8 protein-coding genes are annotated in these 12,898 nt (G+C 47.1%); 3 read left to right on the top strand and 5 right to left on the bottom strand.

Features of this window, described 5'->3' with window-relative positions; genetic code table 11:
* Positions 1-29 precede the first annotated feature (29 nt).
* Together ABXJ76_RS04090 and glgC are read right to left on the bottom strand one after the other, a co-directional pair.
* Positions 30-1,730 carry a glycoside hydrolase gene (locus ABXJ76_RS04090; RefSeq protein ID WP_432744341.1) on the bottom strand — a complete coding sequence of 567 codons (1,701 nt, stop codon included), beginning with the start codon at positions 1,728-1,730 and terminating at the stop codon, positions 30-32.
* Positions 1,731-1,784: 54 nt separating this feature from the next.
* The gene (gene glgC, locus ABXJ76_RS04085) at positions 1,785-3,065 is read right to left on the bottom strand and encodes a glucose-1-phosphate adenylyltransferase (RefSeq protein ID WP_432744339.1); all 1,281 of its coding nucleotides are present in this window, start codon (positions 3,063-3,065) and stop codon (positions 1,785-1,787) included.
* Between the two features lie 188 nt (positions 3,066-3,253).
* Here glgC and glgB point away from each other — a divergent pair, with 188 nt between their 5' ends.
* The 3 genes from glgB to ABXJ76_RS04070 all read left to right on the top strand — a co-directional run bounded on the left by glgB (position 3,254) and on the right by ABXJ76_RS04070 (position 8,051).
* Positions 3,254-5,440 (top strand): 1,4-alpha-glucan branching protein GlgB, encoded by a 2,187-nt coding sequence (gene glgB, locus ABXJ76_RS04080; RefSeq protein ID WP_432746435.1) that lies wholly within the window; start codon positions 3,254-3,256, stop codon positions 5,438-5,440.
* Positions 5,441-5,748: 308 nt separating this feature from the next.
* Positions 5,749-7,182, top strand: coding sequence for a glycogen synthase GlgA (gene glgA, locus ABXJ76_RS04075; RefSeq protein WP_432744336.1), 1,434 nt, complete (start codon positions 5,749-5,751; stop codon positions 7,180-7,182).
* A gap of 98 nt (positions 7,183-7,280) precedes the next feature.
* Positions 7,281-8,051, top strand: a complete 771-nt coding sequence (locus ABXJ76_RS04070; RefSeq protein ID WP_432744334.1) for a polysaccharide deacetylase family protein — start codon at positions 7,281-7,283, stop codon at positions 8,049-8,051.
* Between the two features lie 93 nt (positions 8,052-8,144).
* On the opposite strand, the gene ABXJ76_RS04065 is transcribed toward ABXJ76_RS04070, so the two are convergent.
* The 3 genes from ABXJ76_RS04065 to ABXJ76_RS04055 form a co-directional block, all read right to left on the bottom strand.
* Entirely contained in the window at positions 8,145-9,476 is a 1,332-nt protein-coding gene (locus tag ABXJ76_RS04065) for a hemolysin family protein (protein ID WP_432744332.1), read from the bottom strand.
* A gap of 142 nt (positions 9,477-9,618) precedes the next feature.
* Positions 9,619-11,211 (bottom strand): phospholipase D-like domain-containing protein, encoded by a 1,593-nt coding sequence (locus ABXJ76_RS04060; RefSeq protein ID WP_432744330.1) that lies wholly within the window; start codon positions 11,209-11,211, stop codon positions 9,619-9,621.
* A gap of 166 nt (positions 11,212-11,377) precedes the next feature.
* A complete protein-coding gene (locus ABXJ76_RS04055) occupies positions 11,378-12,886 on the bottom strand; it encodes an endonuclease/exonuclease/phosphatase family protein (RefSeq protein WP_432744328.1) in 1,509 nt (502 codons plus the stop codon).
* Positions 12,887-12,898: the final 12 nt, after the last annotated feature.

Raw genomic sequence — 12,898 nt, 5'->3', positions numbered from 1 at the left:
TTAGATGTTTAATAATAGCGGGGAAATAACTATCCACTAGGTAGCTCTACACCTGGACGCATTGCACCACCCATAGCCGGGGCACCGGAACCCTGAGTAAACGTCATCGCCAGATAAGCTGGCGCCTCCTCACCCAACAGTCTATACAAATTAGCTAAATTAAGCCGAAATTGTTTCTCGAAGTTACTGACAGCTTCTCCGGGATTATAATCACCAAACCACCAAAACCAATCAGAACCTTCACAAACGGACAGCTGAAGTTCAGCCTGCTGCACTTGCTTATCCGTTAATCCGTCGGCTGAAATCACCTTGTCAAAGGCCCGTTTAGCATCGCCTAGCATATCCCAGCCACGATTTTTGTCGGTATCGCCTATCCAGGTTGAAAAGGTACCATAAACCCAGCTGCCCGCAACCATTTTCGCCAGCGGTTTAACCTCAACCTTATTTTGCAAACATTCCGAAAAAGTCGTTAATTCAATACCTGGATGACTGGCCAACCGTTGATATAAAGCACTGAGAAAGTGATAGCCATTATCTGGATAATACTCCCAGGCATTTTCGCCATCCATGATAATTGAAACTACCTTGTCGCCACGCTCATGATCAGCAATATTTTCTAAATGGTGGATCAAATCGCCGACCGCATCATCGGCATGCCATTTTGAATACTCAAAGCCGATAAGATCGGATAAACCATCATCCCGAAAAAAACAGGCTATATCGGTTTTGGCCAGCTTAAAAGGATGATGAATGCCTGCTTGTTTGGTATTTTCAGGAAGATGTAAACTATTGGCAAGCACAGAACCGCCGCTTGCCGTCCAGTCAAAGCCGAAATCACCTAATATTTTCAAGGTCTGATCGCTGACGCCGCCTTCCGAAGGCCAGCATCCTTTCGGTTTAAAGCCGAATAGTCGCTTAAAGGTCTGCACACCCTTTTCAAGATGCCACGCCACTCGATCGGCTCCGCCCGGATAGCTATCCAACTCCGGCAAAGGAGCCTCCGGCATCGCCTCATGAGCGGAGTTCAAGTCCAGCAACAACGGTATGATCGGATGAGCATAAGGCGATATAGAAAGCTCGAGCTGCCCTTTTCTGGCCAATGCCTTATACCGGCAGATAACACCGGTCAATTGCTCGGCAATGACTTCTACAATCTCGATCCTGTCGTGCAGCGTATAACCGGAGCCTTTCTCTAACAGGCGCTTCACTCGGCTGTCCGTCAACTTTAGGGTTTCCCCCATCCATATCAGATGATACCAAGCTAGAATATCGCTGATAAATTGAGAATTAACATAATTTAACGAATCATAATGATGCTCAAGCCAGTCGGCCATTTCAATCAATCGTTGAAAACTCGGATAGCGATTTATTTGCCTGTCCCGGTTCGCTCGCATGCAGGCTTTAACCAGCTTCATGCGTTCTTCAGGATCTGCCGGAATACTGGGATCGACCAGTGCCGCTAACAAGGGATCGGTAATCGAAATGCGATCATGCAAATAGCCGTTGACTTGCCGGGCATATTCCTCAATTTGCTCCAGCAGGATAGGGGCAAAATTAACGACCGCCTTGGCATTCGGCACGGCTTCCAAATGCGCCACCATATCTACATAGTCTTTAATAACATGCAGATATGTCCACGGCAGCTTAAATTCCCCTGTCTGTAAATCCCTATATTCGGGCTGATGCATATGCCAGCACAAGACTAATCTCAATTTGATTTTATCTGGCATAGTGTTTTATTTTCCATTCCCACGGCAATAATTTCTTATAGAACTTCACCACTTTTATCTGACATAGTGTCTATTTTGTCCCAGCATATCTGTGGTAACCAAAACAACTCCGCCGGGGCTCACATGAAATCTTTTTTCATCTTCGGCTCTATCCTCACCGATAATGGTGCCTTCCGGAATTTCACAGCCTTTTTCTATAATCGCCCTAGTAATACGACAATGGCGACCGATATTAACTTCAGGCAAAACAATGGTATCTTGCAAGGTCGTATACGAGTTGACACGAACATTCGAAAATAACAGCGAATGCCTGACTTTTGCTCCGGAAATTACACACCCTCCTGAAACCATAGAGTCCACAGCCTGGCCTCGTCTTTTATCGCTATCAAAAACAAATTTGGCCGGAGGCGTTTGCGCCTGATAAGTCCATATAGGCCAAGTTTTATCATATAAATTTAAATCCGGTTTTACGCCAATCAATTCCATATTGGCAGACCAGTAGGCATCAATAGTGCCTACATCGCGCCAGTAACTTTGTTCCCCGCTTTGCAAATCCAAAAAGGGATACGCATTGGCTAAATATTTATCGATAACGGCAGGAATAATATCTCTGCCAAAATCACGCGTCGAGCCTGGAGTGTCCGCATCTTTCAGTAATTGCTCAAATAGAAACTCGGCATTAAAAATATAAATGCCCATCGACGCTAACGCTGTATCTGTTCTACCCGGCATCAGCGGAGGATGCTCCGGCTTTTCTACAAAAGCCCTGACCCGCCGATTCTCATCGACATCCATGACACCAAAGGCCGTTGCATCTTGCAACGAAACCTCGATACAGCCTATTGTTAAATCAGCATTTTTTTCAACATGATCGGCAAGCATCGCGCCGTAATCCATTTTATAAATATGATCGCCGGCCAGCACCAAAATATGTTCAGGACGGCGACTGCGCAGAATATCGATATTCTGAAAAACAGCGTCAGCGGTTCCTTGATACCAGGAATTCTCATCGTGCCGTTGTTGAGCAGGCATCAAGTCGACATATTCGCCAAATTCACCACGCAAAAATCCCCAGCCCTGCTGAATATGACGGATCAGTGAATCCGACTTGTACTGGGTCAAAACACCTATCTTGCGTATACCGGAATTCATACAGTTCGACAGAGGAAAATCGATGATCCGGAACTTGCCGCCAAAAGGTACCGCCGGCTTCGCGCGCCAATCGGTCATATTCATTAACCGTGAACCGCGACCGCCAGCCAGTATTAATGCAATAGTATTACGAGTTAAATGACCGACATTATGATCATGTTTTTGATTACTTGATGCTGACATTTTTCATCTCCATGTGGAATAGACTGACAACTCTTGATGTGTTTGGTAATATTGACCGCAACCATTATTCCACTACTCCGAGGCTATTCATAGTGAAAAAGCAATCTAAAAATGTCATCGTGCAAAAACAAGCTAACAACGCACTTGACTCAGATGTGATCCCTTCTTCAGACGTACTGCCCGGCAATATGCAAAAACAATCTAACGTCGCACTTGACGCAGATATGATAAAAATCACGGAAGCCAGACATCATGATCCTTTTTCAGTTTTGGGTCGTCATATCAAGAATAATAACGTTCATAACGTTCAGATTAAATTGTATCTACCTTACGCAGAAACAGTGAGCTTTAGTCATAACGGCGCTGCTTTAAACCGGGTTCCCGATACCGATTTTTTTGAATATAACGCCCAAAAAAATGAGCAATTGCCAGCGCATTATCGTTTGTCCTGGACCGATAAGTCTGGCTACAGCCACGAAAACTATGACCCGTATGATTTCGGCACCCAATTTCCGGAGTTTGATCAGCATTTATTCGGCGAAGGCAAGCATTGGCATATTTACCAAAAACTGGGCGGACATCTGCATAAAGCCGATGGTCTTGCTGGGGTTTTATTTGCGGTCTGGGCGCCTAATGCCGGGCGAGTCAGCGTGGTGGGTGATTTCAATCAATGGGATGGCCGCTGCAATCCCATGCGCAGCCTGGGTGGTAGTGGCATCTGGGAACTGTTCATGCCGGATTTGCAAGCCGGTTGTTACTATAAATTCGAGATCTTAAACCGCAATACCAACGAGATCTTGTTAAAAACAGATCCATACGGCCAACAGTTTGAGTTCCGTCCCAATACCTCGTCCATTGTGATCCAGGAAAAAAGCTATGTTTGGCAGGATCAGCCATGGATGGATCAACGTGTCCGCCACAATTGGCTGCATGAGCCTATGTCTATCTACGAGGTTCACTTAGGTTCCTGGAAACGCGACAATCTGGGCAATTTTCTCAATTATCGTGAATTGGCTGTACAACTGGTCGACTATGTCAAGGAAATGGGCTTTACCCATATTGAATTATTGCCGGTGACCGAGCATCCGCTGGATGCCTCCTGGGGTTATCAAACCACCGGCTATTTTGCCCCGACCAGCCGTCACGGCACACCGGACGATTTTCGCTATTTTATCGACACCTGCCATCAAAACGGTATCGGCGTGATTCTGGATTGGGTGCCCGCGCATTTCCCCAAAGACAGCTTTGCTCTGGCTCGTTTTGACGGCAGCGCGCTGTATGAACACGAAGACCCGCGCAAGGGTGAACACCGCGATTGGGGCACCTTAATTTATAACTTTGGCCGCAATGAGGTTAAAAACTTTTTACTGTCCAGCGCCATTTTCTGGCTGGAGGAATTCCATCTTGACGGCTTGCGGGTCGATGCCGTGGCCTCAATGCTTTACTTAGATTATTCCCGCGAACAGAATGACTGGATTCCCAACATGTATGGCGGTAACGAAAACCTGGAAGCGATAGATTTTCTGAGGGATCTCAATACCGTCACCCATGACCAGCATCCCGGCACGGTGATGATGGCTGAAGAATCGACCTCCTGGCCGCAAGTTACCCGCCCGACCTGGACCGGCGGCTTAGGTTTTTCGATGAAATGGAACATGGGCTGGATGCATGACATACTGTCTTATATGCGTCAGGAGCCGATACACCGCAAATATCATCATGACCAGCTTACTTTCGGGATGCTCTATGCCTTTACCGAAAACTTCTGCCTACCCTTTTCCCACGATGAAGTCGTACATGGCAAAGGCTCGCTGCTCAACGGTATGCCGGGGGATGAATGGCAGCGCTTTGCCAATCTTCGTCTGCTGTACACCTTCATGTACACTTATCCCGGTAAAAAGCTGCTGTTCATGGGCTGTGAATTCGGGCAAGGCACCGAATGGAATTTCAACAAAGCCTTGGACTGGTATGTTCTCGAGTACCCGCATCACCAAGGCCTGAAAGCGCTGGTAAAAGACCTAAATCATCTTTATAAAAAACACCCGGCGTTATATCAGCATGATTTCGATTATCAGGGATTTGACTGGATTGATTGCCATGATTCACAACAATCCATCATCAGTTATCGTCGGAAAACCGAGCATGAAGATTTGATCATCGTGCTCAACTTTACCCCGGTAGCTCGTGAGCAATACCGGATCGGTGTGCCTGCGGCAGGTACTTATACCGAAATATTCAATTCCGATTCCGGATATTACAGCGGCAGTAACGTAGGCAATGGCGCAGCCTTATCAGAACCGACCGCGTGGATGAATCTGCCACATTCTATCAGCCTTACCTTACCGCCGTTGGGAGCCGTGATTTTGAAATTATAGGTCGTAGGTTGGTTGGGTTGGGCGCGTGTTTTTTGCGCCGTAACCCAACGGGGGCGGCATTAGTTTGTCGAATTACGCCACGCTCGGCACACCGCTTACGCTGCCCCTGCATTGCCCTACCTCCTGCATAACGCCATAAATGGGTGTAGTAGAGTAATATAGGAATAATTACCGAGGAGCAAATATCTGTCCATGCAATCGTAACCTAACATACGTACTTAGGCTTTCGCCTTGAAAATACCGTCCGTCCGTATTCCATGACAAATCCAACATCTGCGAAGCAATTACCTATGATAAAAACCCACATAATGAAAAAAATACTTTTTGTCACCAGTGAAGCCCACCCCCTGATTAAAACCGGGGGTCTAGCCGATGTATCCGGCAGTCTGCCCAAGGCGTTGGTCGAATTAGGTGAAGATGTGCGGATTATCATGCCCAATTACCAGGACATCAAAACGACCGAAGAAGTTCGTTACCTCAGCACCGTCTATGTGAATAATTACGCGGTGAATATTCTGGAAACCCGGCTTCCGGGTACCGACGTCATCGTATGGCTGGTAGATTCTCCGGAGCACTTTAATTTCCCCGGCAATCCCTATCTTGATGAACACGGCAATCCCTGGACTAACAGTGCCGCACGCTTTGCCCTATTTTGTCGCGTCGCCGTAGAAGTTGCGATGAACCGCAGTTATCTGGATTGGAAACCCGACATCGTCCACTGCAACGACTGGCAAAGTGGACTGGTACCTGCCCTCTTATCACTGGAATATAGCCGACCCGCTACCATTTTTACCATACATAACATGGCTTATCAGGGATTATTCCCTAACGCGACTTACCTGTCTTTAAATTTGCCGGGACAGCTTTGGCATCCTTACGGCATAGAGTTTCATGACATGCTGTCGTTTATTAAAGGCGGTCTGGTCTATTCGGATCGTATCACCACCGTAAGCCCAACCTATGCCGAGGAAATTCAAACTGCCGAGTTCGGTTATGGACTGGAAGGACTGTTAAGTTATCGAAAAGATTTTCTAAGCGGCATTATCAACGGCATAGATGTCGACTACTGGAACCCCGAAACCGACCCCAACATCCCCCAAACATTTAACCGCTTAACGCTAAACAAAAAACCGCTCAATAAAACAGCGCTACAGGAAAGATTATCCCTGCCTGTAGACAAAAACATTCCCGTGATCGGACTTATCAGTCGTTTGGTAGAACAAAAAGGCATTGATCTGATACTGAAATGTCTCCCCGAAATGCTGACCCATCCGCTGCAAGTTGTCTTGCTCGGCAACGGTGACAAGAGTTTTGAACAGCACTTATATAATTTTGTTGATAGCCACCCCGATAAAGTATCGATCACCATAGGTTATGACGAAACGCTGGCACATATGATTGAAGCGGGAGCAGATATATTTCTGATGCCCTCGCGTTTTGAACCCTGCGGCTTAAATCAGATCTACAGCCAACGCTACGGCACCGTGCCCATCGTCAGAAAAACCGGCGGCCTAGCCGATACTGTCGTCGATACCGTTCCTGAAACCTTGAGCAATAACACCGCAACCGGTCTTGTTTTCAACGAAGCCAGTCCCGGCGCGTTAATGGAAGCCATTAAACGCGCATTGATTTTGTACGACCACCCTAAAACATGGAAAAAATTACAAATCAACGGCATGCAAAAAGACTACTCTTGGATAAAAAGCGCCCAACAATACATGACCTTATACAGTCATCTGTAAACCCGTCATAACGAATCACCCATGCGATGGGTTTCAGTTCGTGCTTTACAAGTCGCGTTGTTCTACCCATCCTACCCACTCGCCAGCAACCCTAGCAAATGACATTTAAATCAACCCGCAACAGCTTCCTCATCGCCATCAGCGCCATCGGTTTGTTGCACGCATTTTTTGGGTTCAGTCTAGGGTGGCTGCTATTGCCAAGCGCAGTTTATCTAGCATTACTCATTTACGGCTCGGCAAGCATTCAATCCAACTTCTACGCCCCAGTCTACTGTCATGCAGATATTGCAGAAAAAGAAATTGCCCTGTCGTTTGACGATGGACCAAACCGGAAATACACCCCACAGGTGCTCTCAATATTAGCTCAGTACCATGCACCGGCAACTTTTTTTGTGATCGGGAAAAACATCCGGGGCAATGAAAGTGTTTTGAAACAAATGGATGTAGAAGGACACAGCATTGGCAACCACAGCTACACGCACTCTTTTTTTATCGATTTTAAAAGCTTGCAAGGCTTTAACCATGAATTAAACCAGACAGCCGAGAGCGTCTTTAACGTCATAGGCAAACGGATGAAATTATTCCGGCCGCCCTATGGAGTCACCACACCCAATCTTGCCAAAGCCTCAAATGGTTTGAGCTACAACATCATCGGCTGGAACGTCCGCTCGTTAGATACAACGGCCGACAGCGCACAAACCATAACCCGGCGCGTACAAACACAAATAAAACCGGGTGCTATTATCCTGTTTCATGATACGTCGGATAAAACCATCCAAGTATTAAAACAAACGCTTAATTTTGCAAAAGAAAATGGCTATAAAATAGTCAGTGTAGAGCAGCTTTTGAAGATTGAGGCTTATGAATAACCCAACGGTGATGACATGGGCTCCCGCCCTATTGGTACCGCTGAGTAAATACGATAGCCGCCCCCCCAGCGCCGCCAGCAATCCGTAGCATTCCTATTGATGCCCCAGATCAATCATTTCATTGGGGTAAATCTGGACAAAGACAATGCGCGACCCATTCATTTTTCTGACCACGACATCGAATTGGTTGAATTCAATTTTCTGGCCTTCTACTGGAATATCACGCAGTTTGGCCATGATGAGGCCGCCAATCGAGACCTCATCTTCCAATTCAAGTTCTTCGTTCTCGATGTCTATGCCCAGAATCCGTTCCAACGAGAATATCGGCAAACTGCCCTTGCCGATCAAAGTGTCGTCATCGAGCCTTGTCCAGTCATTGTTGTTTTGACGAAATTCATCGCGTATCTCACCGACCATCGCACTTAACAAATTATCCAGCGTAATGAAGCCTTGCGGCTTTCGCCCTTTTTGTCCAATGATCGCAAAATGTGATACCCCCGTACGGAAATGACGGAATAATTCCAGTGCGGAGGCGTGCGGCGAGATATATTGAATTGGCCGCAGATAATTATTCAAATCCTCAATCGCTTTGCCTTCTTGCTGAGCGAAAAACAGATCTTTCAAATGAATCACGCCTAACACATCAACGCCATTAGTGTCGAAATAGGGATAACGACTGAAGCGTTTTTGAGATACGGTTTGCAGGTTTTTTTGCAATGACTCGTTACGATGCAATGCAGTGATCTCATGGATCGGACGCATCAAGTCGGACACTTCGAGTTCGCTGAAATCGAGCGTTTTCGCCAGAATATTCCATTCATCGCGGGTAAAGCGGTCATCAGGACAGTTGCTGCGCAAAATAAGTTTAAGTTCGTCGGCCGAGTAGTGCGCATCGTGGCCATGAACATTACCCAAACCAAACAGGCGCAATACCAAATTGGCACTGGAATTGAGTAACCAGATCGCAGGATACATCAGCCAATAGAATCCGTAGAGCGGCGCGGCGCTCCATAAGCCGATTTTTTCAGGATTACGAATCGCCATCGACTTTGGCGCAAGCTCCCCGACTACGATGTGCAGAAACGAGATCATCGAAAAAGCGAACGCGAATGAGATGCCGTGTATCAGTTCTGGCGATGTAACACCGATTCTGCCGAACACAGGTTCCAGCAGGCTGACAAATGCCGGCTCGCCAATCCAGCCCAGGCCGAGCGAAGCAAGCGTAATGCCCAGCTGGCAGGCCGATAAATAGGCATCGAGTTTTGCGTGTACCTTCCCCAAAATACGTCCGCGCCAACCTTGTGTTTTAACAATCGAGCGGATGCGCGTTTGTCGCAGTTTGACGAGACCGAACTCTGCGGCTACAAAAAAACCATTGAGTGCGACTAATAACATCGCCACACTGATTAGAAAAACATTATTCATATAACACTTTAAATTTTAATGGGAAAGAGTATTGACGCTGTCTATCAATTGAGGGTGCCCACGATTCAGAGCAGTGCCGTTGAATTAGGCAATAGCCTAAACCTACGCGTTATTGAAATAGCATGCAAAATAGATGATGCGTTCAATAATACACCCTGAACGACCGCTGTATTTGTTCAAACTCATACAGATAAGGCTGCGCGACTTCGTAATTGGCCGCCACGACCAATAAATCATGGGAAAAAACCGAGGTGTTGTACCAGTTGAAACTGCCTTCTATAACAATGTAATCATCAATAATGCAATACTTGGAATGTATCGGGGAATAAGGCACCGGATGATCGTCCTGCCCGTAAACCAAACCTACAGCAATACCGGCATGCTTTAACCGATCTACCGTCGGCAACAACGGACGGCTCAACTCTTCCCCCATCGGCCGTTCTACACCGATACGACCCTGCCTCGCCAAGTGCCCATTAAGCAAAATATGGACATGAACGCCCCGGTTTTTGGCATTGATCAGCGCATTGACCACGCTGTCATGATGATCGCCCAGCAAATCGCCGATCAGGAATAACGACACCTTAATCGAATGTCTGGCGCGGTTAATCTCGGCCAATATCGCATGATGCGGAAGATAGGGCTTGCCGTTCAGCATAACGTGCCGACCGAAGGTATAGAGCAGGTTGAAATGGCTCAACGGGTCGATGCCGTATTTTTGATTGACGCCGCCCCGCTGGCTTTGAAAGATGTTATCCAGCAACCGACAGATGCCTTTGGAATGAAAGGTCATCCCCGATTCCCAATTAGCCCACCAGCGATCGAAAGTGATATTGAATGAACCCAATATACTGTCCTCATCATTAAAAATAATGAATTTGGTGTGCATATCCGGTTCCACTTCGATCAGGTGATGTTTGGGACTGCAAAACACGCCGATCAATTCAATCCGGGAATGCTTCAAGCGCGCATAGTTTTGGCTGTTGGTCAGGGTCATTTTTCGCCAATCGACAATGCACTGAACCAAAACCCCCTGCTCGCTGGCGGCTAGCAAATGGGTGGTAAAATCGTGGTCGTCGATGCAATCCACGCTGACTTTTATGGTGCATAAGCGCTCGGGATTCTGGTGCTTGCAGCGGATAACCTTGTCGATCAGGTCGTGAATATAACGCTTGGGATGATAAGGATGGTGCTGCTGTCCTTTGGTGAATTTGGGTACCAGTTGCAAGGCGTCGAAATGATGGTTATACCAATCCGCATCGCTCTGCAATTCGCCGGCATTCAGTTCGTAGCTGCGATAATTGTTGGTCGTCACCCAATCGCCGGCAATCCTTCGGTACTGCGGATAGTCGCCCTGAAGCTGCTGCCAGTCCATAAAGATATACTCGTTCCGGGAAGCAATGGAGCGCTCGTCCAGATGCACAATAAAGGCGAACTTAACGCAGTTGATCTGGCCGAAGTTGCTGGAAAACGGATGGATATAAAAATCCCGGGTGCAACGTTTGTGATGATTCCAGTGAATATCATAGGCGTCGGTATCGACTATATACGTTTCGCAGATCGCATCGCGATAGACCTTTAGGATAACTTTTACATTGGCCTGAACGCCGTAAAACACATCGAAATCTATTTTTCCCCAGCGGATATAGAATTTGTCGTTGAAGTCGTTCACTCTTTGAAAAGAGCCGCCCAGGTTTCCATGAGTGGGCGCGGCGTAATGTTCAGCTATCTGCATAGGTTTATCTCCATGGTAAAGGTATTATTATTTACCTCATGCCGGACGGGATTTGAAACCCCGTCCGTAATATTTACATATATAAAACGTGAAAGTGCAGCAAGAGTGCAGGCTTCGCCTGCTATGCAAGCACCAAAACCAGGCGCTTTAGGCGAAGCCTTTCACCTTACACATTAGGCTCAAAGGTCATCAAATACCCGCAATGATCGGAAACCCGGCCATAATCCTGCTCGGTAAACAAAACCGTCGCCGACGTGACATGCAGCTCGCTGGTTTTATTCAAAAATATATAATCAATACGATAATCATCGCTCAGATAATCTTGCCAGTAAGGATCGTTAACTCTGAAGATCTTTTCAAACACGCCCTGCGAATTGGCCGCCAGATACTGATCGTCATATTGGTGGGCATCGGCAACCAGATGATAGCCTGTCGATCCGGCAGTAATATTAAAATCGCCGCACAGCAGCGTGGCGCAAACCTGCGCCGTCTGTTTAGCCTTGGCCCACTCGCACAATCGATTAAACTGCTCGGCAAAGCCGTCTTCCCACCAGCTTAAATGCGCCGAAAAAACATTAACCCGCCCGACATAAGGCACCTTGATTTGTGCCATGACGACTTTTCTGGAATGAATACTGTAAACGTCATGGCTATCCGACACATACTGGGCTTCCTGTTTGAGCAGCGGGTATTTGCTTAAAATGGCAACGCCTTCGCGGTACTTGGCAAAGCCCAGATGCGCCCAGTCGGTATGGATATGATAGGGCGCAGCCAAGCGATCATTGATGATTTTGGCGGAATTGGACTCCCAGTCCCCCGCCCCGTCATTCCAAAGTTCAGCCACTTCCTGTAGACAGACAACGTCAATAGCCAGGTCATTAATCGCCTTGGCTATTTGGGAAAACTTATCATCCTGATTATCTTCCTGATAACAATGCAGATTAAGAATCAACACTTTCAGCGGCTCGTGGCTAAGCGAGTAGTTTTTGCCGTAGTTATTGTCCCAAAAAACCTGGCCGTTGCGTTCAACGGAGATGCTGTATTGCAAGCGAAAAGCCCGGCTGATCCTAAGCCAGCCTTTCCAAATTGCAACACCGTACTGATTGGGATTTCTGGCATTGCTGAGCGCCTCTTTGTCCCAGTAGTTTCTTTTAAAATGGCAGGCGGTTTTATGGCTATGCTGCCAGTTATCGGTCGTCCAGTGTACGGTTACCTTGTCGGCATCGTTGAATTTATCCACCGCCACCGTGACCGGAATGTTTTTTTGTTCGCCATCCAGTTGAGTCGCAAAGCCGATGTTTAAAACTGGCGCAGAGCAAACTACCTTGATACCTGAATCAGCTTGACTGGAATAATTTGCGCCCTGCCGGTTATCCCAATACTCACTCCCGGAACTCTGGTAGCGTAATCCAAATCGGATATTGCCGGGTAGCGAATGAGCCGGACTGAGCTGGAAATGGATTTGCGCCCGCCAGCATTCCTGATCATGTTCCAGTTTGCTATGAAAACTGGCAGGCAGGGTTTGCCATATGCCGTCTTCACCCGACCAGAGCACATCGATCCGTTTATCGTAACTGACGTTTTCCACCCGCATAAAAAAATCCAGCGTCTGTTGAACGTTGGTTTTTTTACGGGTAATCACATTTTCAACATACAGCAGTTGGATTTTGGCCAAATTTTGTCTCCG

Source organism: Methylobacter arcticus, assembly GCF_050917435.1.
Classification (GTDB): Bacteria; Pseudomonadota; Gammaproteobacteria; order Methylococcales; family Methylomonadaceae; genus Methylobacter_A; species Methylobacter_A titanis.
The sequence above is the reverse complement of the archived record's forward strand: the minus strand, read 5'-3'. Positions and strand labels throughout refer to the sequence as shown.

What these genes read in the sequence shown, in the direction of transcription:
- ABXJ76_RS04090 (WP_432744341.1), bottom strand. Translation starts at nt 1,730, where the DNA reads ATGCCAGATAAAATCAAATTGAGATTAGTCTTGTGCTGGCATATGCAT.
- glgC (WP_432744339.1), bottom strand. Translation starts at nt 3,065, where the DNA reads ATGTCAGCATCAAGTAATCAAAAACATGATCATAATGTCGGTCATTTA.
- glgB (WP_432746435.1), top strand. Translation starts at nt 3,254, where the DNA reads ATGCAAAAACAATCTAACGTCGCACTTGACGCAGATATGATAAAAATC.
- glgA (WP_432744336.1), top strand. Translation starts at nt 5,749, where the DNA reads ATGAAAAAAATACTTTTTGTCACCAGTGAAGCCCACCCCCTGATTAAA.
- ABXJ76_RS04070 (WP_432744334.1), top strand. Translation starts at nt 7,281, where the DNA reads ATGACATTTAAATCAACCCGCAACAGCTTCCTCATCGCCATCAGCGCC.
- ABXJ76_RS04065 (WP_432744332.1), bottom strand. Translation starts at nt 9,476, where the DNA reads ATGAATAATGTTTTTCTAATCAGTGTGGCGATGTTATTAGTCGCACTC.
- ABXJ76_RS04060 (WP_432744330.1), bottom strand. Translation starts at nt 11,211, where the DNA reads ATGCAGATAGCTGAACATTACGCCGCGCCCACTCATGGAAACCTGGGC.